Source organism: Bradyrhizobium sp. Ken01 (assembly GCF_055807355.1).
Genome location: NZ_JBVVPC010000012.1, coordinates 104,181 through 128,347 on the forward strand (window position 1 = coordinate 104,181; position 24,167 = coordinate 128,347).

19 protein-coding genes are annotated in these 24,167 nt (G+C 64.9%); 12 read left to right on the top strand and 7 right to left on the bottom strand.

Going from position 1 to position 24,167, the window contains the following annotated elements:
- Positions 1-160: 160 nt before the first annotated feature.
- Positions 161-835 carry a 3-oxo-tetronate 4-phosphate decarboxylase gene (otnC, locus tag AC0L3S_RS14615; protein WP_473279532.1) on the bottom strand — a complete coding sequence of 225 codons (675 nt, stop codon included), beginning with the start codon at positions 833-835 and terminating at the stop codon, positions 161-163.
- Between the two features lie 103 nt (positions 836-938).
- Between otnC and ltnD the strand changes: the two genes are divergently transcribed.
- The 7 genes from ltnD (at position 939) to AC0L3S_RS14650 (ending at position 12,278) form a co-directional block, all read left to right on the top strand.
- Positions 939-1,856 carry an L-threonate dehydrogenase gene (ltnD, locus tag AC0L3S_RS14620; RefSeq protein WP_473264088.1) on the top strand — a complete coding sequence of 306 codons (918 nt, stop codon included), beginning with the start codon at positions 939-941 and terminating at the stop codon, positions 1,854-1,856.
- Positions 1,857-1,870: 14 nt separating this feature from the next.
- Positions 1,871-2,653 (top strand): 2-oxo-tetronate isomerase, encoded by a 783-nt coding sequence (gene otnI, locus AC0L3S_RS14625; protein ID WP_473264087.1) that lies wholly within the window; start codon positions 1,871-1,873, stop codon positions 2,651-2,653.
- Positions 2,650-3,939, top strand: coding sequence for a 3-oxo-tetronate kinase (gene otnK / locus AC0L3S_RS14630; protein WP_473264086.1), 1,290 nt, complete (start codon positions 2,650-2,652; stop codon positions 3,937-3,939). The genes otnI and otnK overlap by 4 nt, the downstream gene beginning before the upstream one ends.
- A gap of 168 nt (positions 3,940-4,107) precedes the next feature.
- Positions 4,108-5,799, top strand: a complete 1,692-nt coding sequence (locus AC0L3S_RS14635) for a methyl-accepting chemotaxis protein (RefSeq protein WP_473264085.1) — start codon at positions 4,108-4,110, stop codon at positions 5,797-5,799.
- A 251-nt stretch (positions 5,800-6,050) separates the two neighbouring features.
- Entirely contained in the window at positions 6,051-7,745 is a 1,695-nt protein-coding gene (locus AC0L3S_RS14640; protein WP_473279533.1) for a methyl-accepting chemotaxis protein, read from the top strand.
- 164 nt (positions 7,746-7,909) lie between these two features.
- On the top strand, positions 7,910-11,089 hold the full coding sequence (locus AC0L3S_RS14645; protein ID WP_473279534.1) for an efflux RND transporter permease subunit: 3,180 nt from the start codon (positions 7,910-7,912) through the stop codon (positions 11,087-11,089).
- A complete protein-coding gene (locus AC0L3S_RS14650; protein ID WP_473279535.1) occupies positions 11,076-12,278 on the top strand; it encodes an efflux RND transporter periplasmic adaptor subunit in 1,203 nt (400 codons plus the stop codon). The genes AC0L3S_RS14645 and AC0L3S_RS14650 overlap by 14 nt, the downstream gene beginning before the upstream one ends.
- A 146-nt stretch (positions 12,279-12,424) precedes the next feature.
- Here AC0L3S_RS14650 and AC0L3S_RS14655 read toward each other — a convergent pair whose 3' ends face one another.
- Both AC0L3S_RS14655 and AC0L3S_RS14660 read right to left on the bottom strand, forming a co-directional pair.
- Positions 12,425-13,933 carry an acetyl-CoA acetyltransferase gene (locus AC0L3S_RS14655; RefSeq protein ID WP_473279536.1) on the bottom strand — a complete coding sequence of 503 codons (1,509 nt, stop codon included), beginning with the start codon at positions 13,931-13,933 and terminating at the stop codon, positions 12,425-12,427.
- Positions 13,934-14,101: 168 nt separating this feature from the next.
- Positions 14,102-15,235 (bottom strand): nitronate monooxygenase, encoded by a 1,134-nt coding sequence (locus tag AC0L3S_RS14660; protein WP_473279537.1) that lies wholly within the window; start codon positions 15,233-15,235, stop codon positions 14,102-14,104.
- A gap of 303 nt (positions 15,236-15,538) precedes the next feature.
- On the opposite strand from AC0L3S_RS14660, the gene yghU reads away from it, so the two are divergent.
- Complete coding sequence (gene yghU / locus AC0L3S_RS14665; protein WP_473279538.1) at positions 15,539-16,420, top strand: glutathione-dependent disulfide-bond oxidoreductase; 882 nt, start codon at positions 15,539-15,541, stop codon at positions 16,418-16,420.
- Positions 16,421-16,587: 167 nt separating this feature from the next.
- Here yghU and AC0L3S_RS14670 read toward each other — a convergent pair whose 3' ends face one another.
- From AC0L3S_RS14670 to AC0L3S_RS14680, 3 genes are all read right to left on the bottom strand, one after another.
- On the bottom strand, positions 16,588-17,865 hold the full coding sequence (locus AC0L3S_RS14670; RefSeq protein WP_027568951.1) for an acyl-CoA dehydrogenase family protein: 1,278 nt from the start codon (positions 17,863-17,865) through the stop codon (positions 16,588-16,590).
- Positions 17,866-18,141: 276 nt separating this feature from the next.
- A complete protein-coding gene (locus tag AC0L3S_RS14675) occupies positions 18,142-18,522 on the bottom strand; it encodes a VOC family protein (RefSeq protein WP_063993157.1) in 381 nt (126 codons plus the stop codon).
- 108 nt (positions 18,523-18,630) lie between these two features.
- Entirely contained in the window at positions 18,631-19,410 is a 780-nt protein-coding gene (locus AC0L3S_RS14680; RefSeq protein WP_473279539.1) for an SDR family NAD(P)-dependent oxidoreductase, read from the bottom strand.
- Between the two features lie 167 nt (positions 19,411-19,577).
- Between AC0L3S_RS14680 and AC0L3S_RS14685 the strand changes: the two genes are divergently transcribed.
- Genes AC0L3S_RS14685 through AC0L3S_RS14695 form a run of 3 tightly spaced genes read left to right on the top strand, consistent with a single transcriptional unit; the run spans position 19,578 to position 21,729 of the window.
- A complete protein-coding gene (locus tag AC0L3S_RS14685; protein ID WP_473279540.1) occupies positions 19,578-20,366 on the top strand; it encodes an enoyl-CoA hydratase/isomerase in 789 nt (262 codons plus the stop codon).
- Positions 20,363-21,349: a phosphotransferase family protein gene (locus tag AC0L3S_RS14690; RefSeq protein WP_473279541.1), complete on the top strand. Its 987-nt coding sequence runs from the start codon at positions 20,363-20,365 to the stop codon at positions 21,347-21,349. Before AC0L3S_RS14685 ends, AC0L3S_RS14690 begins: the two co-directional genes overlap by 4 nt.
- Before the next feature lie 2 nt (positions 21,350-21,351).
- Positions 21,352-21,729, top strand: coding sequence for a DUF6285 domain-containing protein (locus tag AC0L3S_RS14695; RefSeq protein ID WP_473279542.1), 378 nt, complete (start codon positions 21,352-21,354; stop codon positions 21,727-21,729).
- A gap of 154 nt (positions 21,730-21,883) precedes the next feature.
- Here the strand turns inward: AC0L3S_RS14695 and AC0L3S_RS14700 are convergent, their stop codons facing one another.
- The gene (locus AC0L3S_RS14700; RefSeq protein ID WP_473279543.1) at positions 21,884-22,663 is read right to left on the bottom strand and encodes an enoyl-CoA hydratase-related protein; all 780 of its coding nucleotides are present in this window, start codon (positions 22,661-22,663) and stop codon (positions 21,884-21,886) included.
- Positions 22,664-22,873: 210 nt separating this feature from the next.
- Here AC0L3S_RS14700 and AC0L3S_RS14705 point away from each other — a divergent pair, with 210 nt between their 5' ends.
- The gene (locus AC0L3S_RS14705; protein ID WP_473279544.1) at positions 22,874-24,148 is read left to right on the top strand and encodes an acyl-CoA dehydrogenase family protein; all 1,275 of its coding nucleotides are present in this window, start codon (positions 22,874-22,876) and stop codon (positions 24,146-24,148) included.
- Positions 24,149-24,167: the final 19 nt, after the last annotated feature.

Here is a 24,167-nt window from a genome sequence, read left to right on the forward strand (position 1 = left end):
GCAACACACTCGGCGTCATCGCCCGCGAAGGCGGGCGATCCAGTATTCCAGAGGCCGTTGTGATTGAGCCGAGAAGCTGCGGCGTACTGGATTCCCCGCCTTCGCGGGGAATGACAGCGGTGAGTAGGGCGGTGTTAGTTCGCCCTCGGCTGCACGAGGCTCAATGCTCGTGCCCGTGCTCCGGCAGCGTCAGCCCAAACACCTTCACCAGATCCGTCACCTGCTCCGGCGACAAATACCGCGGGTTCATCCCGCGCAGCAACAGATACAGCTTCGCCGTCTCCTCCAGCTCCTCGGTCGCGAACACGGCTGCTTCCAGCGTGTCGCCGGCGACGACCGGGCCGTGATTGGCGAGCAGCACGGATGAGTATTTTCCCGCCAGCCCCTTGATCGCATCGGCGACCGCGGGATCGCCGGGACGGTAATAGGGCACGAGCCCGGTGGCGCCGCATTTCATCAGATAATAGGCCGTCATCGGCGGCAGCGCGGCGCGCGGGTCGATCTCCGGCAGCATCGACAGCGCGACCGAATGGGTGGAATGCAGATGCACGATCGCCCGTGCGCTCCCGCGCGTGGCGTAGAGCGCATTGTGCAGCGGAACTTCCTTGGTCGGCGCATCGCCCGAAACCAGTCGGCCCTGATCGTCCAGCCGCGACAGTTTTGCGGGATCGAGGAAGCCGAGCGAGGCATTGGTCGGCGTCACCAGCCAGCCGCCGCCGTCCAGCCTGACGCTGATATTGCCGGAGGAGCCGGGCGTCAGCCCACGCTCGAACAGGGACCGTCCGAAGCGGCAAATGTCTTCGCGGAGCCGTGTCTCGTTGCTCATGGCCGTCATGTCCGTTTGTCTCACGCTTTGGCAGCGCGGCCAAGCCGTGTTAATCGGTTGCCAAGCTGCCGCAAAGGGCGGCCGTCCGGGAAACGTCGCAAGGATCAGTTGCATGTCCGCCTCCACGTCACAGAATCAGCGCATCGCCGTCATCGGGCTCGGCTCGATGGGGTTTGGCATGGCGACTTCGCTGAAGCGCGCCGGTCATGTCGTCACCGGCTGCGACGTCTCGGCTGATGCGGTCGCGCGCTTCGTGACGGAGGGCGGCGCCGGCGCCAAGACGCCGGCTGAAGCCGCCAAAGGCGCCGACATCGTCGTCAGCGTCGTCGTCAATGCCGCGCAGACCGAGACCATCCTGTTCGGCAAGGATGGCGTCGCCGAAACCATGGCCGAGGACAGCGTCTTCCTGTCGTCGGCGACCATGGATCCCGACGTGGCGCGGCGTCTCGCCAAGCAGTTGGAGGCGACCGGCCGGCACTATCTGGATGCGCCGATCTCCGGCGGGGCGCAGCGCGCAGCGCAGGGCGAGCTGACGATCCTCGCCTCCGGCAGTCCGGCTGCGTTTGAGAAAGCGCGGCCCGCGCTCGATGCCATGGCCGCAAAGCTCTACGAGCTCGGCGATGCCGCAGGCCAGGGCGCCGCCTTCAAGATGATCAACCAGTTGCTCGCCGGCGTGCATATCGCCGCGGCCAGCGAGGCGATCGCGTTCGCGGCCAAGCAGGGTCTTGATATCCGCAAGGTCTATGAGGTGATCACGGCGTCCGCCGGAAACTCCTGGATGTTCGAGAACCGCATGCCGCACGTGCTCGACGGCGATTACACGCCGCGCAGTGCGGTCGAGATCTTCGTCAAGGATCTCGGCATCATCCAGGACATGGCGCGCAGTGCCAGATTCCCGGTTCCGGTCTCCGCCGCAGCACTTCAGATGTTCTTGATGACGTCAGCCGCCGGCATGGGCCGCGACGACGATGCGTCGGTGGCGCGGATGTATGCACAGGTCACCGGCGTCAAGCTGCCCGGCGACAAATAGCCAAGAGGATCCCCATGCCCCGTTTTGCCGCCAATCTCTCGATGATGTTCACCGAGGTGCCGTTCCTCGACCGCTTCGACGCCGCCGCGGCAGCCGGCTTCACCGCCGTCGAGTTTCTCTTTCCCTATGAGCATCCGGCCGAGGCCGTCGGCGAGCGGCTCAAGCGCAACGGCTTGACCCAGGCGCTGTTCAACCTCCCGCCGGGCGACTGGAATGCCGGCGAGAAGGGCTTTGCGGCGCTCCCGTCGCGATTCCCCGAGCTCAAGGCGAGCCTGGAGACCGCGCTGCCCTACGCCAAGGCAACCGGCGTCAAGCGTTTGCATTTGATGGCGGGCATCGCCAACCGTGGCGAGCGCGTCGCCATCGAGGCGTTCTACAAATCAGTGGCGTGGGCCGCCGAGTTCTTTGCGCCGCACGGCATCGACATCGTGCTCGAGCCGATCAATGCGCGCAACGTGCCCGGCTATTTCCTCAACGATTTCGGCTTCGCGCGCGACCTGATCCAGGAGCTGCGGCTTCCGAACCTGAAACTGCAGTTCGATATTTATCACTGCCAGATCATCCATGGCGACGTTACGATGCGGCTGCGCGAGATGATGCCGGTGATCGGCCACATCCAGATCGCCAGCATCCCCTCGCGCAACGAGCCTGATGGCGAGGAGCTGAACTATCCGTTCCTGTTCGACGAACTCGACCGGCTCGGTTATGCCGGTTTCGTCGGCTGCGAATATAATCCGCGCGGCAAGACCACCGACGGCCTTGCCTGGTTCAAGCCTTATGCGGGAGTGAAGTCGTGACAGTTGCAGCGAAAATCTCTCTTGGCTGCATTGCCGACGACTACACCGGCGCCTCCGACCTCGCCAACACGCTGACGCGCGCCGGCTTGCGCACCGTGCAGACCATCGGCGTGCCCGCGGACGATCTCGCGCTGCCCGAGGTCGACGCCGTCGTGGTGTCCTTGAAGAGCCGCTCGATCGAAGCCGGTCTTGCCGTATCGCGCTCGCGTGCGGCGGACAAATGGCTGCGCGGCCGTGGCGCCGGCCACGTGCTGTTCAAGATCTGCTCGACCTTCGATTCCACCGATGCCGGCAATATCGGCCCGGTGATGGACGCGCTGCGCGCCGATTGCGGCGAGGCGGCCGTGCTGGTGACGCCGGCGTTTCCGGAGACCGGCCGCACAGTCTACCAGGGCAATCTGTTCGTCGGCGCCGTGCCGTTGAACGAGAGCCCGCTGAAGGACCATCCGCTCAACCCGATGCACGATTCCAACCTGGTGCGCGTGCTGGCGCGCCAGAGCAAGGCGCAAATCGGCCTCATCGACCTCGCCACCGTCACGCGCGGCGCGGATGCCGTGCGGACGCGGCTCGCCGAACTCGCGGGCAAGGGCATTGGCGCGGCGATCATCGACGCCGTGTTCGACCACGACCTCGAAACCATCGGCCTCGTCGCTGTCCAGCATCGGCTGTCAGTCGGCGCTTCCGGCATGGGTCTTGGGCTGGCGCGAGCGCTGGTCTCGACAGGCAAGGTCAAATCGACAGCGGCGAGCAGCGAGGCGGGGGGAGCGGTCGGCGGACCGGCGGCGTGCCTGGCCGGAAGCTGCTCGCAGGCGACGCTTCAGCAGATCGCGAATGCCGAGCGCGTCATGCCGGTGCTGCATCTCGATCCGGACCGTATTACTACGGGCGAGGACGAGGCGCAGCGCGCGCTGGCCTGGGCGAAGCCGCGACTGGCGGACGGTCCGGTGCTGATCGCGTCGAGCTCGACACCGGATCAGGTCGCCGCGCTCCAGGCGCGCCACGGCCGCGACTCGACCGGGCACGCTATCGAGCAGGCGATGGCCGACATTGCCCAAGGTCTGGTGCAGGCCGGCGTCAAGCGACTGGTCGTTGCCGGCGGGGAGACATCCGGCGCCGTGGTCGACCGATTGAAGATTCCGGGATTTCTCGTCGGAGTAGAGATTGCGGCGGGCGTCCCGGTGCTGCGCGCGGTCGGTGCTGAAAAAGGCGACATGCTGCTCGCCTTGAAGTCCGGAAATTTCGGCGGGCCCGAGTTTTTCTCCGATGCGCTTAGGCTCATGCGCTGAGCGCAGGGCTTTTTTAGCGTCGTGTTCACTTGTTTCAGGCTTCCGTACTCGTACGGAGTCGTCGTTAACGTCTGCTCAGGTGCTCTGGTGTTGGATGTCGGTGCTGCTCCCTTAGGTTGATTCGTAGACTTCCGGACGCGCCGCCGCGCCAGCACAAAGAGACTCCATATGCTCGCCACCATTTCCATCCGCGCCAAGATCATCAGTGTCGTGGCGTTCCTGCTGGTCGCGATGGCCGGCATGGGCCTGCTCGCCGTCATGAAGATGCGGTCGATGAATGCCAACACCGTCGACATCACCACGAGCTGGATGCCCAGCGTGCGCGTGCTCGGCGACCTGCGTGCCGGCGTCATCACTTACCGCAACGTCATCCGGGAGCACATGCTGTCGGAAACGCTGGACGAGAAGCTCGCGGCAGAGAAGACGCTTGCGACCGTGATCGAGGCCAACACCAAATTCCGCAAAACTTACGAGGACATGATTACCTCGCCTGAAGAACGGGCACTCTACGGTGAATGGTCCAGGTTCTGGGACGATTACAAGAAAGGCACCCAGGAGGTCATGGCGCTGTCGCGCAAGGAGGCCGGCAAGGTCCCGCACGAGGCGCATGAGCTGAACACCAAGACGGTCAACAAGATCGGGCTTCAGGCCGACGAGATCCTGCGCAAGGACATCGAGCTCAACACCAAGGGTGGCGACCAGGCCGCGCAGGATGCCGCCAACAGTTACTATTATGCCTTCATGCTCGTCTCGATCATCCTCGGCGCAGCCGTGATCATCGGCATCGGCGTCGGCTTCTACCTCGTCCAGGACGTCTCCAGCGGCATCAATTCGATCATCGAGCCGATGCAGGCGCTGGGCAAGGGCGAGCTTTCCGCCGAAGTCCCTCATCGCGGTGAGAAGACCGAGATTGGTGCCATGGCCGAGGTGCTCCAGATCTTCAAGGAAGCGCTGATCGCCAAGAAGGCCGCCGACGAGGCTGCCGCCGCCGATGCCGAAGCCAAGATCGAGCGCGGCCGCCGCGTCGACAACATCACCCGCGAATTCGAAACGATGATCGGCGAGATCGTTCAGACCGTGTCGTCGGCGTCGACCCAGTTGGAGGCCTCGGCCTCGACGCTGACCTCGACCGCCGACCGCTCCCAGCGGCTGGCGACCACGGTTGCCGGAGCGTCGGAGGAGGCCTCGACCAACGTGCAGTCGGTGGCCTCGGCCACCGAGGAGATGGCCTCATCGGTCGGCGAGATCAGCCGTCAGGTCCAGGAATCTGCGCGGATGGCGGGCGACGCCGTCGGCCAGGCGCGCACCACCACCGAACGCGTCAGCGAGCTCTCCAAGGCAGCCTCGCGCATCGGCGACGTCGTCGAGCTCATCAACACCATCGCCGGCCAGACCAACCTTCTGGCGCTGAACGCGACCATCGAAGCCGCACGCGCCGGCGAAGCCGGCCGCGGCTTTGCGGTCGTCGCCTCCGAGGTGAAGGCGCTCGCCGAGCAGACCGCGAAAGCGACCGGTGAGATCGGCCAGCAGATTTCCGGTATCCAGGCGGCGACCAACGACTCGGTCGGCGCCATCAAGGAGATCTCGTCGACCATCGAGCGTCTGTCGGAGATCTCATCGGCGATCGCGGCGGCCGTGGAAGAGCAGGGCGCGGCGACCCAGGAGATCGCCCGCAACGTACAGCAGGCGGCGCAGGGCACCCAGCAGGTCTCCTCCAACATCACCGACGTGCAGCGCGGCGCGACCGAGACCGGCACGGCCTCCTCGCAGGTGCTGTCGGCGGCGCAGATGCTGTCGAACGACTCGAACCGGCTCAAGACCGAAGTCAGCAAGTTCCTGACCAACGTCCGCGCGGCGTAACGACGGATCCGCGCTGTAAATCCCCGCGTCAACATCCATTGACGAACGAGCGGCGCCGCAAGCGCCGCTCTTTTTTTTCGAGCGCCGGTAGCCCGATGTCGGTAGCAGGTACCATCATGGGGTTCCGCGGAAGTGGGCGGGTGGTCTCCTTCATTGATAGTTAAATTCGGCTTACGAGAATGGTCTCAAGGACCGCCGGTTGCAGCCCTGATTGGAATAGCCGCTTATTTCATCCAACTTTTGGGGCTCACATGCGCAAGAATTTACCAGTCACCGATGTCGAATATCCCGTCAGCGACGAGACGCTGATCGTCTCCCGGACCGACCTCAAGGGCAAGCTCACTTACTTCAACGACGATTTTCTCGCAGCAGCCGGTTTCACGTCCGCGGAACTGATGGGCCAGCCGCACAACATCGTCCGCCACCCCGACATGCCCCCGGAGGCATTCGACAATCTCTGGGACACGCTGAAGGCCGGCAAGCCGTGGCTCGGCGCGGTGAAGAACCGCCGCAAGAACGGCGATTTCTACTGGGTGCTGGCGACGGCATCGCCGATTCGCGAGAACGGCCAGGTCACGGGCTTTACGTCGATCCGCACCAAGTTGCCGGCCGACCAGCGCAAGCTGGCCGAAGAGGTCTACGCGGCGATCCGCGAGAAGAAGCCGCATGGCTATCGCGTTGACGCCGGCATCATCCGCCGCCGCTCGCTGCTCGACCATTTTGCGGTCTTCACCAGGACGCTGAAGGCGCGCCTCGTCACCACGATGGCGCTGCAATTGCTGTTCGTGCTCGCGCTTGGCATCGGCGGTGCGCTCTCGACCGGCGGTACGACCGGCCTGAGCCTGGCGCTGCTGGCCGTCGCCGGCGCTGCCGTCCTCGGCTTCGCCGGCCTCACGACCATGCGCGCTGTCCAGGGGCCTATGCAGCAGCTCAACGAAACCTTGGTCAACCTCGTCCAGGACAAGCTGGACAACCGCATCCTGATCCAGCGTGACGATGAGATCGGCGAGTCGCTGCGCAATCTGCAGACGGTGCAGACGATCATCCGCTTCAGCCGCGACGAGGTACAGGCGGTGCAGCGCCGTGCCGAGGGACAGCGCAAGGCCGACATGACAAAGCTTGCCGACGGCTTCGAGGCCGCGGTCGGCGAAATCGTCGAGACCGTGTCCTCGGCGGCGACCGAACTCGAGGCGTCGGCCTCGACGCTGACCTCGACCGCCGGTCGGGCGCAGGAATTGGCGACGGTGGTCGCGTCAGCCTCGGAAGAAGCCTCCACCAACGTCCATTCAGTGGCGTCGGCCGCCGAAGAGATGTCCTCCTCGGTGCGTGAGATCAGCCGGCAGGTGCAGGAATCCGCCCGGATCGCAGGGGAGGCCGTCAGCCAGGCGCAATCCACCACCGAACGTGTCAGCGAATTATCGCGGGCGGCGTCCCGGATCGGCGACGTCGTCGAGCTCATCAACGCCATTGCAGGCCAGACAAATCTGCTGGCGCTGAATGCGACGATCGAGGCGGCTCGTGCCGGCGAGGCTGGCCGCGGCTTTGCGGTGGTTGCCTCGGAGGTGAAAGCGCTCGCCGAGCAGACGGCCAAGGCCACCGGCGAAATCGGCCAGCAGATCGGCGGCATCCAGACGGCGACGCAGGAATCGGTTGGTGCCATCGGCGAGATCAGCGGCACGATCGCCCGCCTGTCGGAAATCTCCTCGGCGATCGCGGCGGCGGTTGAGGAGCAGGGCGCGGCCACCCAGGAGATCGCCCGCAACGTGCAGCAGGCTGCCCAAGGCACCCAGCAGGTGTCGGCCAATGTCGGCGAGGTGCAGCACGGTGCTTCCGAAACCGGGTCGGCGTCCTCGCAAGTGTTGTCGGCGGCGCAGATGCTGTCGCGCGACTCGAGCCGCCTCAAGTTCGAAGTCGGCAAGTTCCTGGACTCGGTCCGCGCGGCATGAGGCGGCCGCATGGCCGCAGTGCGTGTTCCGCAGTGCGGTAGCACGGAAGTGAATGCAGGTAGCCGCCGGAGGTTGGTGTTTCCGGCGGTGCTCGGGTAAAGGGAGGAAGGGATCCCCGCGGGGGCGGATTCCGTATCCTCGCTTGACCTGGAATTTTCCGGCGAATGATTGCTCTGGTCCGTATTGCCCTGAGCCGGCCCTACACGTTTGTCGTGCTCGCGCTCCTGCTTCTGATCATCGGACCGCTGGCGGCGCTGCGGACGCCGACCGACATCTTTCCGGACATCCGCATCCCCGTGATCGGCGTGGTCTGGCAATACACCGGCCTGCCGCCCGACCAGATGTCGGGCCGCATCACCACGCCGTTCCAGCGCGCGCTGACGACGACGGTCAACGACATCGAGCACATCACCGCCAATTCCTATAACGGCTTTGGCATCATCAAGATCTTCTTCCAGCCGAACGTCGACATCCGCACCGCCAACGCGCAGGTCACCGCGATCTCGCAGACGCTGATCAAGCAGATGCCGCCAGGCGCGACGCCCCCTCTGATCCTGAACTACTCTGCCTCCACCGTGCCGATCGTCCAGGTGGCGCTGTCGGGCGACGGGCTGACCGAGCAGAACCTCGCCGATATCGGCATCAACCAGCTCCGTACGCCGCTGGTCACCGTGCCTGGCGCCGCGATCCCGTACCCGTTCGGCGGCAAGCAGCGCCAGATCCAAATCGACCTCGACCCGACCGCGCTCCAGGCCCGCGGCCTGTCCGGCCAGGACGTCGCCAATGCGCTGGCGGCCCAGAACCTGATCACGCCGGTCGGCACCCAGAAGATCGGGCAGTTCGAATACATCATCCAGCTCAACAACTCGCCGCTGAAGATCGACGAGCTCGGCAATCTGCCGATCAAGGCCGTCAATGGCGCGATGGTCTATGTGCGCGACGTCGCGACCGTCAGGGACGGCAACCCGCCGCAGACCAACATCGTCCATGTCGACGGCAACCGCTCGGTGCTGATGATGGTGCTGAAGGCGGGCGCGACCTCGACGCTCGACATCATCGCGGGCATCAAGCAGAAGGTGATCGACGTCAAGGACCAGCTGCCGGACGCGCTCAAGATCGGCTTCATCGGCGACCAGTCGGTATTCGTCCGGGGCGCCATCGAAGGCGTCGCGTTCGAAGGCGTGATCGCGGCGCTGCTCACCAGCGTCATGATCCTGCTGTTCCTCGGCAGCTGGCGCTCGACCGTGATCATCGCGGTCTCGATCCCGCTCTCCGTGCTCGGCGCCATCATCATGCTGTCGGCGATCGGCGAGACGCTGAACATCATGACGCTCGGGGGCCTCGCGCTCGCGGTCGGCATTCTCGTCGACGACGCCACCGTGACGATCGAGAACATCAACTACCATCTGGAGCAAGGCAAGCCGGTCGAGCAATCGATCCTCGACGGCGCCAACCAGATCGTGACGCCGGCCTTCGTCTCCCTGCTGTGCATCTGCATCGTGTTCGTACCGATGTTCTTTCTCACCGGCGTGGCGCGCTTCCTGTTCGTGCCGATGGCGGAAGCGGTGATGTTCGCGATGATCTGGTCGTTCCTGCTGTCGCGCACGCTGGTGCCGACCATGGCGAACTATTTGTTGCAGGCGCATGTCCACCACGAGGACGGTCCGCCGAAGTCGCGCAATCCCCTGGTCTGGTTCCAGCGCGGTTTCGAGGCTCGCTTCGAGCGCATTCGCGGTGGCTATCACAATTTCCTAGGGCTCGCGCTCGCGCACCGTCCGGTGTTCGTGATCGGCTTCCTCTGCGTGGTCGGCGCGTCGTTCGCGCTGGTGCCGTTCCTCGGGCGCAACTTCTTCCCCGCGGTCGATGCCGGCAACATCCTGATGCACGTCCGCACCCAGGTCGGCACCCGCGTGGAGGAGACCGCAAACCAGCTCGCCGACGTGCAGAAAGCGATCCGCAAGCTGATCCCGGGCGAGATCGAAACGCTGACCGACAACATCGGCATGCCGATCTCGGGCATCAACATGACCTACAACAACACCGGCGTGATCGGCCCGCAGGATGGCGACATCCAGATCAAGCTGAAGGAAGGCCACAAGCCGACGGAGGGGCATGTGCGCGTGCTGCGTGAGCAACTGCCGCGGCTGTTCCCCGGCGTCAGCTTCGCCTTCCTGCCCGCCGACATCGTCAGCCAGATCCTGAACTTCGGCGCGCCGGCGCCGATCGACCTGCAGATCCGCGGTGCCAATCTCAGCGCTAACTTCGCGTACGCCAACAATCTGCTGGCCAGGGTCCGCAGGATTCCCGGCGTCGCGGATGCGCGCATCCAGCAGTCGCCGAACAATCCGACCTTCAACATTGATGTCGACCGCACCCGCGCGCAATATGTCGGCCTGACCGAGCGCGACGTCACCAACAGTCTCGTGGTCAACCTTGCCGGCTCCTCGCAGGTAGCGCCGACCTATTACCTCAATCCGGATAACGGCGTGTCCTATTCGATCGTAATGCAGACGCCGCAATACCAGATGGATTCGCTCAGCGCGCTTCAGACGTTGCCGATCACGGCCGTCGGCAATTCGCAGTCGCCGATCCTCGGCGGCATCGCCGATATCAGGCGCTCGACCTCGAGCGCGGTGGTCTCGCAATACGACATCCAGTCGATGGTGCAGATCTTCGCCACGACATCGGGCCGCGATCTTGGTGCGGTCGCGACCGACATCCGCCAGGTGATCGCCGACACCGCGAAGGAGGTGCCGAAAGGCTCTTCCGTGGTGCTGCTCGGCCAGGTGCAGACCATGAACAGCGCCTTCACCGGCTTGTTGTTCGGCCTGCTCGGAGCGGTCGTCCTGATCTATTTCCTGATCGTCGTGAACTTCCAGTCCTGGTCCGATCCCTTTGTGATCATCACGGCGCTGCCGGCCGCGCTCGCCGGCATCGTCTGGATGCTGTTCGCCACGGAGACGACGCTGTCGGTGCCCGCGCTGACCGGCGCCATCATGTGCATGGGCGTTGCCACCGCCAACAGCGTACTCGTGATCTCGTTCGCGCGCGAGCGCTACGAAGAGCTCGGCGATCCCATCGCCGCGGCGCTGGAAGCCGGCTTCGTCCGGTTCCGCCCGGTGCTGATGACCGCGCTCGCCATGATCATCGGCATGGCGCCGATGGCCTTGGGGCTCGGAGAGGGCGGCGAGCAGAATGCGCCGCTCGGCCGCGCCGTGATCGGCGGCCTGATCTTTGCAACTTTCGCCACGCTGATGTTTGTTCCCGTGGTGTTCAGCATGGTACACAAGAAGCAAGGCGCCAAAGCGGCCGCCTCCCTGGAGACCCCGCATGTCGCCCACTGAATCCCGCTCCCCGGTGTCGCACCGGAAACTGGGCATTTTCGGCGTGATGGCGCTGATCGCGGCGGGGCTGGTCGTGGGCACCGGCATCCGTGCCCGCGAGGAGCAGGGCTCAAGGCTGAAGGCATGGACCGATGACCAGGCCGTTCCCAGCGTCGCGGTGACGCTGCCTAATGCCAAGGCTCTCAATTCGACCATCGACTTGCCGGGCCGTCTCGAAGCCTATTATCGCGCGCCGATCTTTGCCCGCGTTCCCGGCTATCTCAAAAGCTGGAGCGCCGACATCGGTGCGCGGGTGAAGGCCGGTCAGGTGATCGCCGAGATCGAGGCGCCCGACCTCGACCAGCAACTGCTTCAGGCCCGCGCCGACCTCGCCAGCCAGCAGTCCAGCGCCAGGCTGTCGGAAGCCACCCTCAACCGCCGCAAGACGCTGGTCGCCTCCAACTTCGTCTCCGCGCAGGAGATCGACGAGCGTACCGCCGATCTCTCCAACAAGAACGCGGCGGTTCGCTCGGGCCAGGCCAATGTCGAGCGGCTCGAGGCGCTCGCCGGTTACAAGAAGATCACCGCTCCGTTTGACGGTGTGGTTACGGCGCGGGACACCGACGTCGGTGCGCTGATCAATTCAGGCGGCGGCTCGGGCCCGGCGATGTTCGTGGTCTCCGACATCACCAAGCTGCGCGTCTACATCAACGTTCCCCAGAACTACGTGCCCGCGATCAAGATCGGCGCCAAGGCCGCCATCGTGCTGCCGGAGTATCCGAACCGGACCTTCCAGGCGACGGTGGAGGCCTCCTCCCAGGCGGTTGATGTCGCCTCCGGCACGACGCGCATGCAACTCGGTCTCGACAATTCCTCAGGCGAGCTGATGCCCGGTGGCTACGCCAGCGTGAAGCTCAGCCTGCAGCGCGATGCCGCGCCGCTCAGCATTCCCGCGAGCGCGCTGATCTTCAACGGCAACGGCCTGCGCGTCGCAACCGTCGGTCCGGACGACAAGGTGCTGTTCAAGCCCGTGACCATCGCCCGTGATCTCGGCCGCGAGATCGAGCTCGCCTCCGGAATTGCAGCGGATGACCGCGTCATCACGGCACCACCGGATGGCCTCTCCGACGGCGACCAGGTCCGCGTGACCGGCGCCGGCGCCAAGGGCAAGCCGGCGACCGCGTCCGAGAAGCAGGCGCCGAAGGGGTAGGTTTCTTCACCTCGCCCCGCTTGCGGGGAGAGGTCGATCGCGAAGCGATCGGGTGAGGGGGACTCTCCGCGAGTCCAACTCTCACCGTCCTTGCGGAGACTCCCCCTCACCCCACCCTCTCCCCGCAAGCGGGGCGAGGGAGACCACTACGCCGCCCGCCACTCCGGCACGCCATCGGCGGCCACCGTGATCTCGCCCAGCGAACCCACCGGCGTCCTGTTCATGTCGAGCAAATGCGCCAGCGTCGCCGTGTCGCTCGCCGGAATCCGCGCCAGCGTGCGCCTGTCGTCTTCCGTCCGCAGCATCACCACGCCGTGCTCGACATCGCCGGCCCGGCCGTAGAGCACCGTAAAGCTCTCGACCTTGCCTTTGCCCGAGACATCCGTGACGAACTCCGGCACCGCGCGCCTGTTGCTGTCTGCCGCCGCCTGCACGCTCGTCTCCTGTGCCAATGCCTCACGCGGCGGCACCTTCGACACCACCAGCGCATGATGCTTGGTGACGAAGCCGCCTTGGCCGTAGAGCAGGCCGAGCTTTGCGCCGTCGCGCACACGCCGCACCATCGCGCAGGCTGCATGCGTCATGTAGGTGTTGAGCGGTGCGCCGAAGAAGGTGAGGCCGCCGGTCACGGTCGGCTGCACGTCTGCATCCAGCCCCAGCGTCCGCCGCGCCATCTTGGGCACGCACGGAAAGCAGCTATAGAGCTCGATCGCATCGAATTTCTTGCCGCCGCCGCCGGCGAGATCCATCACGGCCTTCAAGACGGCATTCTGCGAATGGCTCTCGTAAAACTGGTCGCGCAAGAGATAGTCGCGCGGTTCTTCCGCCGAAGCGCCGCCGAGCGGGTAGACGAGCTTGTCCTCGGCAATGCCGGCCGCGCGCGCCTTGGCGAGGCTGGTGAGCAGCAGCGCGCCGCCCATGTTGACGCTAGGGTTGGCAACCATGAGCTTGTTGTAGGGCCAGGCGATCAGGCGGTTGTCCGCCGTCGGTGTCGTGATTTCCTCCGGCGCATAGCGCCGCTTCAGCCAGGCATTCGGATTTTGCGCGGCGGCTTCGGAATAGCGCGACCACAGCACGCCAGACTCTGCCATCGCGTCGCGCGGCGTCTGCCCCCAATGCGCGGAGGAGGCCGCCTCGTAGAACGGATACACCGTGACCGGCCGGAACACGCCGAGCTTCACGGCCAGCGGCTTCTGGAATGCCGCGCCGCGCTTCGGCTCCTCGACATCATGCGCGAACGGCGTCCATGGCAGCTTCGCGCCGGCGCGCTCGGCCTTGGTCGCCGTCGACTGTGCCTCCGCGCCGCAAACTGCGGCAACACTGCATTCACCGCGCGCGATGCGCTTTGCGGCTTCGTGAATATAGCGGATCGGGCTCTCGCCGCCGACCGGCCCGTAATAGCAATGCGAAGGCGTGATGCCGAGCCGCTGCGCCAGCAGTTTTTCCGGATCGCGATAGCGCCAGCTCAGGAAGTTGACGACGTCGAGCGATTGCACCTCGCCGAGCAGCCTTGTGCCGGCATCTGCTTCCGCGCGCAGCAAGGCCTTTTCGAGCAGGTCGAGCGGCTCGAGGCCATCGGTGATCTCCTTGGGGCGATCGACGATCTCGCCGACGCCGACGATGACGGGGATGCGGTCTTCGGGGGTATTGGTCATTTCTTCGTGGTTCGCTTTCTAGATCTTCGGCAGGCCGTCGCCCTTCGAGGGCCGCTGAAGAAGCGGCCACCTCAGGGTGACGGCTACGGGGGAAGCGTCATCCTGAGGTGCGAGCCGAGCGACGCTTGCGGCGCTTGGCGAGCCTCGAAGGATGGGCCACACACACCATCACTCCGCCACCAGCGCATTCATGTGCTCGACGGCTTCGGCGAACTCTTCCTTGAACTCCTGCACCACCGCGCCGGCCGATTTCACGCTGTCGATCAGCCCGACGCCCTGGCCGACGAAGTAACTCACGAGATCGCGCGCCTTCGCGTTGCCGCCCGCCGCCGCCCGGTCGATCGAGTTGAAGGCGTCGCGACTGACGATGCTTTGCAGCGGCATCGGCAATGCGCCGGGGCTCTCGGGTGCGCGGTCCCAGGCGTCGGTCCAGACCGAGCGAAGCTGCCGTGCCGGCTTTCCGGTGCGGCCCTTCGAGCGGATCGCATCGCGCGAGGACGCCGCGATCATCTTCTCGCGAAAAATCTCCGTGGTCTCGGCCTCCACGGTGGCAAGCCACACCGAGCCGGTCCAGGCGCCCGCGGCACCCATCGCCATGCAGGCTGCCATCTGCCGTCCCGTCATGATGCCGCCGGCGGCCAGCACCGGCACGTCGCGGACCTTCTTGATGGCCTTGATCACCTCCGGCACCAACACCATGGTCGAGACCTCGCCGCAATGGCCGCCGGCTTCGGTGCCTTGGACCACGAGGATATCGACGCCGGCCGCGACCTGGCGCAGCGCGTGCTCCTTGGCGCCGACCAGCGCCGCGACCGGCACGCCATGCTTCCTGCCCATTTCGATCATGGCCTTCGGCGGCACGCCCAGGGCATTGGCGATTAGCCGGATCGGGTGGTTGAACGAGACCTCCAGCAGCTCCAGCGCGGTCCTGCCATCGAACGGCTGCGGCTGGTTGTCAGCGACTTCGATGGTCGTGAGTTCGATATCGTATTTCTTCAGGAGATCGCGGGTGTAGTTGCGGTGCTCCTGTGGCACGCGCGCTTCAAGGCTCTTCCAGGTGACGTCCTTTTCGCCCGCAGTCGAGATGTTTTCGGGGATCAGCACGTCGATGCCGTAGGGCTTGCCGTCGACGTGCTCGTCGATCCATTTCAGCTCGCGTTCGAGGGTCTCAGGCGTGTGCACGGTCGCACCCAACACGCCGAAGCCGCCGGCACGGCTGACGGCGGCGACGACATCGCGGCAATGGCTAAAGGCGAGCAGCGGGAAATCGATGCCCAGCATGTCGCAGATCGGCGATTTCATCGTTCTCTCCCGGCGGCCTCGCGTTGCTGTCGTTGCAATCTTGAGCGAAGGCTCATCGACGCTAGACCATCGTCTTGCGCAATGCCAATCCGGATTTGGCAGCGCATCTTGCGTGCACACGCCGTGTTGCGCGAAGCCGTACGCCTGGCTCGACAGAAGCGGATTCTCGTGATGGCCGTCCTCGGCAACGTCGGATGCATGACGCGGTCGCGAGGCCCGCGCAGGACGCAGGGCCGGCAGGGCTTGCCATCGGCCGTCCGTGGGCTAATTAATGCAGGCGCATCTTTTCGCCGGAGCCCTCTCATGACCGACGCCCCCACCTACGTGCCGCCGAAAGTCTGGACCTGGAACAAGGAGAACGGCGGACAGTTCGCCAGCATCAACCGTCCCATCGCCGGTCCCACCCATGACAAGGAGCTGCCGGTCGGCAAGCATCCCTTCCAGCTCTATTCGCTGGCGACGCCGAACGGGGTGAAGGTCACGGTCATGCTGGAGGAGCTTCTGGCGCTCGGCCACAAGGGCGCGGAGTATGACGCCTGGCTGATCAAGATCGGCAACGGCGACCAGTTCGGCAGCGGCTTTGTCGACATCAATCCGAATTCCAAGATCCCGGCGCTGACGGACCGCTCCGGCCCGGAGCCGATCCGGGTCTTCGAGTCCGGCTCGATCCTGTTCTACCTCGCCGAAAAGTTCGGCGCCTTCCTGCCGAAGGACATCAAGAGCCGCACTGAAGCGATGTCGTGGCTGTTCTGGCAGATGGGCAGCGCGCCCTATCTCGGCGGTGGCTTCGGCCATTTCTACGCTTACGCGCCGACCAAGATCGAATATGCCATCGACCGTTTCGCGATGGAGACCAAGCGCCAGCTCGACGTGCTCGACCGCCGGCTCGCCGACAACGAATATCTCGCCGGCAGCGACTACACCATCGCCGACATGGCGGTGTGGCCCTGGTACGGCGCGCTCGCCAAGGGGCTGGTCTACGGCGCCGGCGAATTCCTGTCCGTGCAGGACTACAAGCACGTGCAGCGCTGGACCGACCAGATCGCCAAGCGTCCGGCCGTCAAGCGTGGCCGCATGGTCAACCGTGTCTCCGGCGATCCCGCCAGCCAGCTCCACGAGCGGCACGACGCCAGCGATTTCGAGACCAGGACGCAGGACAAGATCGGCGAGGTGGCCGCGTCGTAAGGGCGGTGCCAACTTCACCTCGCCCCGCTTGCGGGGAGAGGTCGGATTGCATCGAAGATGCAATCCGGGTGAGGGGGAGTCTCCGCGAGTCCCACTGACAGCGTCCCCGCGGAGACTCCCCCTCATCCCGACCTTCTCCCCCCAGGCGGGGAGAAGGGGAAGAAAGATCACGCCATGCTCAGCTCGTGGCGTCCCACCACCATCCAGTGCACCTCGTCCGGACCGTCCGCGAAGCGGAGATGACGGACGTCCTGGTACATTTCGGCCAGCGGGGTCCAGTGCGAGATGCCGGTGGCGCCGTGCATCTGGATCGACTGGTCGATGATCTTGCAGGCGCGCTCCGGCACCATGGCCTTGACCATGGACACCCAGACACGAGCCTCCTTGTTGCCGAGCACGTCCATGGCCTTGGCGGCCTTCAGCACCATCAGCCGCATCGCCTCGATCTCGCAGCGTGCCTGCGCGATGATCTGCATGTTGCCGCCGAGATGGGCGATCTTCTTGCCGAAGGCTTCGCGGGTGAGGCCACGCTGCACCATCAAATCGAGCGCCTTCTCGGCCTTGCCGATGGTGCGCATGCAGTGATGGATGCGGCCCGGACCGAGCCGAAGTTGCGAGATCTCGAAGCCGCGGCCTTCGCCGAGCAGAATGTTCTCCTTGGGCACGCGCACATTGTTGAAGCGCATGTGCATGTGGCCGCGCGGCGCGTGGTCCTGGCCGAACACGTACATGGGGCCGAGCACCTCGACGCCGGGCGTGTCGCGCGGCACCAGGATCTGCGACTGCTGCTTGCTCGGCGCCGCATCCGGATTGGTCTTCACCATCACGATGAGGATCTTGCAACGGGGATCGCCGACACCGGAGATGTAGTACTTCTCGCCGTTGATGACCCATTCGTCGCCGACGAGCTTTGCGCTCGTCGAGATGTTCTTGGCGTCGGAAGAGGCGACGTTCGGCTCGGTCATGACATAGGCCGAGCGAATCTCGCCGTTCATCAGCGGCTTCAGCCACTTCTCCTTCTGCTCCTTGGTGCCGACGCGCTCCAGCACTTCCATGTTGCCGGTATCAGGCGCCGAGCAGTTCATGCTCTCCGAGGCGAGCGGACTCTTGCCGAGTTCGGATGCGATATAGGCGTAGTCGAGATTCTTCAGGCCCTGGCCGGTCTCGTCGTCGGGCAGGAAGAAGTTCCAGAGGCCTTCCTGCTTTGCCTTGTTCTTGGCCTTCTCCAGCACCTCGAGCTGCTTCGGCGTGAAGCTCCAGCGGTCTTGCTTGCCTTCGCCGGCCTTGGCGAACTCGATCGACATCGGCTCGACGGTGTCGCGGATGAATTTCCTGACGTGATCATAGAGCGGCCGGACCTGGTCCGACATCCGGAGGTCGTTGAGCTCGTCGCCGGGATTGAGGGTGTAGTTGGTGGTGCGGGGAATATAGGTGTGTTTTGTCATTGTTCCTCCCGGGGGGCGCTGAGATCGTGTTGGACGTGAGAATAGTCGCAGCGTCGCCAAAGTGCGAGCGCGCATTTTTCCAACGCGAGCCATGCCACGTGATGGAATTTCGCGAGGGCGTTTGAAATGTTGTTTGAATGGGGCTGCATTCTCGCTGTCATCGCCCGACTTGATCGGGCGATCCAGTACTCCGAGGCGTCGGTGATTCATGGAGAGGCCGCGGCGTACTGGATGCCCCGGTCGAGCCGGGGCATGACAGCGGTGGTTGCGGCTGGCTCAGTTCGCCATCCGGTGCATCGCGCAGATCTTGTTGCCGTCGAGGTCACGCAAATACGCAATATAGAGGTTGACGCCGGGGCCTTGGCGGATGCCGGGAGGATCTTCGCAAGGAACGCCGCCGGCGGCGATGCCGGCCGTATGCCATGCATTGACCTGCTCAGGCGAGTTGGCGGCAAAGCCGATGGTGCCGCCATTCGCTGGCGTTGCCGCCTCACCGTTGATCGGCTTCGTCACCGAGAACACGCCGGTCTTGGTGATGTAGAAGATGCGATGGCCGTCGACGCGCGCCGGCCGCACCTCGAGCGTGGTCAGCAAATTGTCATAGAAGGCCTTGGCCTTGTCGAGGTCGTTGGTGCCGATCATCACGTGTGAAAACATTTTGCCGTTCCCTCATCTTGTAGCCCGGATGGAGCGAAGCGAAATCCGGGTCTTGTTTGCCTTTTTGGCGGTCCCGGATTGCGCTGCGCTCCATCCGGGCTACGAGACTCAAAACGCCGTATAGCCGCCGTCGATCACGAACGTATCCGCGGTGTGATACGACGAGGCCTTGCTCATCAGATACACCGCGATGCCGCCGAAATCGCTGGGCTCGCCGAAGCGGCGCACCGGAATACGCGGCATCACGTTGGCCACGAACTTCTCGTTGGCCATCAGGCCCGAGGTCATGTCGCTCTTGATCCAGCCGGGCAGGATCGCGTTCGCGGTGACGCCGTGGCGCGCCAGCTCGACGCCGAGCGCGCGGACCAGCGCGTTGATCGCGGCCTTGGTCGCCGCGTAGTGCTCGTTGCGGGCGGTACCGAAGATCGAGGCGAGGCTCGAAGTCGCCACCAGCCGGCCGAAGGGATCGCCAGTCTCGGCGCGCGCGGTCATGTGTTTTGCGGCCGCCTGGAACGCGTGGAACACGCCGTCGAGATTGGTCGCAAACATCGTGCGCCATTCTTCCTCGGTGCGTTCGATGAAGGAGCGCCGGCCGCCGCCGCCGATTCCGGCATTGGCGAAGCAGCCGTCGACGCGGCCGAATGTTTCGAGTGTGGCCTTCATCGCGGCATTGACCGAGGCCGGGTCGGTGACGTCGCAGACCCGCGCGTCGACCTTGCCGGATAGCCCCGCCAGGCTCGCGGCAGCGGCCTTGTTCTTGTCAGCATTCCGGCCCCAGATCGAGACGTTGCAGCCCTGGCCGGCGAGCGCCTGCGCGATGCCTAGCCCGATGCCGCCATTGCCGCCGGTGATCACGGCGACCCGGCCTGAAAGGTCGAAAAGATTCATGGCGCGTTTCCTGTTTTTGCTTGGGTCGCGCATCAGCCGCTGCGCGCAAGATTGCTTGCTATGCTCCGATCACCATGGACAAGACCGCGCCAAAAATCAAATATGCGCCCCGGCAAAAGCAATTCCGGTCTGCGAAACTGGTGCAGGCCGCAACTCACGAGGAAACCATGCAGTTCAAACACGTCACGCTCGATCTCGATGGTTCGGTCGCGATCCTCAAGCTCGACCATCAGGAGGTGATGAACGCGGTCTCCGTGGACATGCTGGGCGGGCTCGCGGAAGCGCTCGACGCGATCGAGGAAAAGAAGGACGGGGTGCGCTGCGTCGTGCTGACGGGCGCGGGGCGGGCGTTCTGCACTGGGGCGAATCTCCAGGGCCGCAACAACCAGTCGAAGAAGACCAAGGCCGGCCTGACGCTCGAGACCGGCTTCCATCCCTTCCTGCGTCGCATTCGCAATCTGCATTGCCCGATCGTGACCGCGGTCAACGGCCCGGCGGCCGGCGCCGGCATGAGCTTCGCGCTGCTCGGCGACATGATCCTGTGCGCGCGCTCGTCCTATTTCCTGCAAGCCTTCCGCCGCATCGGCCTGGTGCCGGATTGCGGCTCGACCTGGCTCTTGCCGCGGCTGATCGGCAAGGCACGTTCGATCGAATTGTCGCTGATGGGCGAGCGGCTCCCTGCCGAGAAGGCGCTGGAATGGGGCCTCGTCAACCGCGTCTACGATGACGGCGTGCTGATGGAGGAGGCGATGAAGCTCGCGCACGACCTCGCCAGCGGCCCGACGGTCGCGCTGTCGCTGATCCGCAAGCTCTATTGGGACAGCCCGGAGAATTCCTTCGAGGATCAGCTCAATCTCGAATTCCAGTGCCAGCTCCGCGCCGGCGACACGGATGATTTCCGCGAAGGCGTCGGCGCCTTCCTGGAGAAGCGCCCGGCGCAGTTCAAGGGCAAATGATCGAGGCGGAGCTTTCCCGCAGTGTTGCGCGCTGGTGCGGGGGGGCGACCGGCGTGACCGGCGCGGCCAAGCTGTCCGGCGGGGCCAGCCAGGAGACCTGGCGCTTCGATATCGCGCATCCCGATGGGCCGATCGGTGCGATCCTGCGCCGCTCGCCGAAGGGGTATGGCGCTGCGCCGACGCGCGCGGCAGGACTCGGTGCGGAAGCGCAGCTGATGCAACTTGCCTATGAGGCCGACGTGCCGTCGCCGCGCGTGATGCATGTGCTCACGCCAGGCGACGATCTCGGCACTGGCTTCATCATGCAGCGGGTTGAGGGCGAGACCATCGCACGCAAGATCCTGCGCGACGACGAGTTCGCCGCGGCGCGGCCGCATCTCGCACGGCAGATCGGCGGCGTGCTCGCGAAGCTGCACGGGCTGCCGCGGGACAAATTGCCCGAGCTGCGCAGCCGGTCCGCGACGGAGGAGATTTCTGAGTTCGAACGCGACTATCGCAGCCTGGACTGGCCAAAACCCGTGTTCGAGCTGGCGCTGCGCTGGCTGCGCGACCACGACCCGGGTCCTTCGGCCGAGACCACGCTGGTGCATGGCGATTTCCGCAACGGCAATCTCATCATCGGCGCCGACGGCGTGCGCGCGGTGCTCGACTGGGAGCTCGCTCATCTCGGCGACCCCATGGAGGATCTCGGCTGGGTCTGCGTCAACTCCTGGCGCTTTGGCGAGATCGACAAGCCCGTCGGCGGGTTTGGCTCGCGTGAGGAGCTGTTCGCCGGCTATGAGGCGGCAGGGCGCAAGGTCGATCCATCGCGTGTCAAATTCTGGGAAGTGATGGGCACGCTACGCTGGGGTATCATGTGCGGCGGCATGATGCAGCGATTTCGCGAAGGCCCGGACCATTCGATGGAACGCGCCATGATCGGTCGTCGCGCTTCCGAGACCGAGATCGATCTGTTGCGGCTGCTGGCGCCGCGGGGGAGTTGACCATGCAGGACGAGCCGACCCCGATCGAGCTGACCAAATCGGTCTCCGATTTCCTCCGCAACGACATCGCGCCGCTGATCTCCGGCCACCAGGCCTTCAAGCTGCGCGTGGCCATCAACATCCTCGACCTCGTGACGCGGCAGTTGACGCAGGAAGAGGGGAGCAACGGTGCGGAGATGGAGCGGCTGCGTGCTCTGCTCGGCATGGACGGCTCGGTGACCGATCTCAACCGCGCACTCGCCGAGCGCATCGCCAAGGGCGAGGCCGATCTGGCGACGCCCGGCCTTGCCGAGCATCTGTGGGCGACCACGATGGACAAGCTTGCAGTCGACCAGCCGAATTATGCGTCGTACAAACGGGAGTTGTCGCGAGGTGGGTAGACCTCTCCTCGTCATTGCGATGAGCGTAGCGACGAAGCAGGCGCGCTACTCTCTCCGCATCGTCATGCCCGGGCTCGTCCCGGGCATCCACGTTCTTCGTGCCGTGCGGTGAGGCGTGGATGGCCGGGACAAGCCCGGCCATGACGGAAACAGTTTACTTCCCCACCCATTTCGGCGGCCGCTTCTCCGCAAACGCCTTCGGGCCTTCGATGTAGTCCTGTGAGGCCACCATCGCCTTCACGGCCGGATACTCGCGCTGCTCCTCGATCGCCTGCTCCAGCGACACGCCGAGGCCTTTCTGGATCGCCTGCTTCGAAGCGCGGATCGACATCGGCGAATTCTTGGTGATCATCTCGGCCCAGCGCAGCGCGGCCGTGAGCGCCTCGCCCTGCGGCACCACCTCGTTGACAAAGCCGAGCTCGAGTCCCTCTTTGGCGCTGACATGGCGCGCGGTGAGGATCATGCCCATGGCGCGCTTCAAGCCGATCTGCCGCGGCAGCCGGTGCAGGCCGCCGGCGAGTGCGGCGAGGCCAACGCGCGGCTCGGGCAAGGCGAAGGTCGCGTTCTCCGCGGCAATGATGAGGTCGCAGGCCAGCGCGATCTCGAAGCCGCCGCCCATGGCAACGCCATTGACCGCGGCGATGATCGGCTTGTCGCAGTCGAAGCGCGCGGTGAGGCCGGCAAAGCCGCCCTTGTCCCAGCCGCGCTTGCCGCCGGCCGCCTGCCACTTCAGATCGTTGCCGGCGCAGAACGCCTTGTCGCCGGCGCCGGTGACGATCGCGACCCACTGCTCGGGATCGGCGGAGAAATCGTCGAACACCTTTTGCAGCTCGAAATGCGCATCGGTGTGCAGCGCGTTGTAGACCTCGGGCCGCGACAGCGTGACGATCGTAGTCGGCCCCTTGCGTTCCACCTTTGAGAACTTCAGCTCCATGGTCGCTCCCGCTTTTTCTCGTGAAGGAATATTGCGGCTATACTAGCGCGCGGGCGCGTTTCAGCACCATCGAATTGCGCGGGCGCGCCTTGCGCGTCTCACACGCCTCGCATTGCTTGACTTGGCGGCGCTCTTCTCACCTTAATCGTGCGAAGCAAAGCTGCGCCCAGCGCCTTAACGCAAAACGAAAAAAACACCCGGGAGAGAGCCGTGGATTTCTCACTGCCTGCCGATCTCGTCGCCTATCTCGCAGAGCTCGACCGTTTCATCGAACGCGAGATCAAGCCGCTGGAAGCGGCCGACGACAATATCCGCTTCTTCGATCACCGCCGCGAATGGGCGCGTACCGATTTCGAGAACGGCGGCCTGCCGCGCCACGAATGGGAAGCGCTGCTGCGCAAGGCCAAGGATCTCGCGGACGCCGCCGGTCATTTGCGGTTTCCGGTGCCGAAGCAATATGGCGGCAAGGACGGCTCCAACCTCTGGATGGCCGTGATCCGCGAGCACTTTGCCGCCAAGGGGCTCGGCCTGCACAACGACCTCCAGAACGAGCATTCCATCGTCGGCAACTTCCCCGTCGCCACCATGCTCGATCGCTATGGACGCGACGACCAGAAGGCGATGATCGACGGTTCGATCAAGGGCAAGTACCGCATCACCTTCGGCCTGACCGAGCCAAATCATGGCTCCGACGCCACCCACATGGAAACGCGCGCAGTGCCCGCGACCCGCGACAACGTGAAAGGCTGGATCATCAACGGCGAGAAGATGTGGACGACCGGCATGCACGTCGCCACGCACTGTGCGCTGTTCGCGCGGACGTCAGGGAATGACGGCGATGCGCGCGGCATCACCTGCTTCCTGGTGCCTGCCAAGAGCCTCGGCGTGAAGATCGAAGAGTACATGTGGACCTTCAACATGCCGACTGATCATCCGCGCGTCAGTTTCACGGACGTGTTCGTGCCGGAGGACGCGCTGTTCGGCGAGGTCGGCCGCGGCCTGTCGCTGGCGCAGTGTTTTGTCCATCAGAACCGCATCCGGCAGGCGGCGAGCTCGCTGGGCGCGGCTGTCTATTGTATCAACGAGAGCGTGAAATATGCGCGCGAGCGCAAACCGTTCGGCAAGGCGTTGGCCGAGAACCAGGCGATCCAGTTCCCGCTGGTCGAGCTGGCGACACAGGCCGAGATGCTGCGCCTGCTGATCCGCAAGACCGCCTGGGAAATGGACAAGCTCACCGAGGAGCAGATCGAGCGCACGCTCTCCGACCGCGTCTCGATGTGCAACTACTGGGCAAACCGCCTCTGCTGCGAATCCGCCGACCGCGCCATGCAGGTCCACGGCGGCATGGGCTACTCACGACACAAGCCGTTCGAGCACATCTACCGCCATCACCGCCGCTACCGCATCACCGAGGGCAGCGAGGAGATCCAGATCCGCAAGGTGGCGGGATTTTTGTTCGGCCATATGGGGCCCGGGAAGCATTAGGGGATTGTTGCGAACTATC

Bases quoted from the DNA above. Each gene is read 5' to 3' on its own strand.
- otnC (WP_473279532.1), bottom strand. From the start codon at position 835: ATGACGGCCATGAGCAACGAGACACGGCTCCGCGAAGACATTTGCCGC.
- ltnD (WP_473264088.1), top strand. From the start codon at position 939: ATGTCCGCCTCCACGTCACAGAATCAGCGCATCGCCGTCATCGGGCTC.
- otnI (WP_473264087.1), top strand. From the start codon at position 1,871: ATGCCCCGTTTTGCCGCCAATCTCTCGATGATGTTCACCGAGGTGCCG.
- AC0L3S_RS14635 (WP_473264085.1), top strand. From the start codon at position 4,108: ATGCTCGCCACCATTTCCATCCGCGCCAAGATCATCAGTGTCGTGGCG.
- AC0L3S_RS14640 (WP_473279533.1), top strand. From the start codon at position 6,051: ATGCGCAAGAATTTACCAGTCACCGATGTCGAATATCCCGTCAGCGAC.
- AC0L3S_RS14645 (WP_473279534.1), top strand. From the start codon at position 7,910: ATGATTGCTCTGGTCCGTATTGCCCTGAGCCGGCCCTACACGTTTGTC.
- AC0L3S_RS14650 (WP_473279535.1), top strand. From the start codon at position 11,076: ATGTCGCCCACTGAATCCCGCTCCCCGGTGTCGCACCGGAAACTGGGC.
- AC0L3S_RS14655 (WP_473279536.1), bottom strand. From the start codon at position 13,933: ATGACCAATACCCCCGAAGACCGCATCCCCGTCATCGTCGGCGTCGGC.
- AC0L3S_RS14660 (WP_473279537.1), bottom strand. From the start codon at position 15,235: ATGAAATCGCCGATCTGCGACATGCTGGGCATCGATTTCCCGCTGCTC.
- yghU (WP_473279538.1), top strand. From the start codon at position 15,539: ATGACCGACGCCCCCACCTACGTGCCGCCGAAAGTCTGGACCTGGAAC.
- AC0L3S_RS14670 (WP_027568951.1), bottom strand. From the start codon at position 17,865: ATGACAAAACACACCTATATTCCCCGCACCACCAACTACACCCTCAAT.
- AC0L3S_RS14675 (WP_063993157.1), bottom strand. From the start codon at position 18,522: ATGTTTTCACACGTGATGATCGGCACCAACGACCTCGACAAGGCCAAG.
- AC0L3S_RS14680 (WP_473279539.1), bottom strand. From the start codon at position 19,410: ATGAATCTTTTCGACCTTTCAGGCCGGGTCGCCGTGATCACCGGCGGC.
- AC0L3S_RS14685 (WP_473279540.1), top strand. From the start codon at position 19,578: ATGCAGTTCAAACACGTCACGCTCGATCTCGATGGTTCGGTCGCGATC.
- AC0L3S_RS14690 (WP_473279541.1), top strand. From the start codon at position 20,363: ATGATCGAGGCGGAGCTTTCCCGCAGTGTTGCGCGCTGGTGCGGGGGG.
- AC0L3S_RS14695 (WP_473279542.1), top strand. From the start codon at position 21,352: ATGCAGGACGAGCCGACCCCGATCGAGCTGACCAAATCGGTCTCCGAT.
- AC0L3S_RS14700 (WP_473279543.1), bottom strand. From the start codon at position 22,663: ATGGAGCTGAAGTTCTCAAAGGTGGAACGCAAGGGGCCGACTACGATC.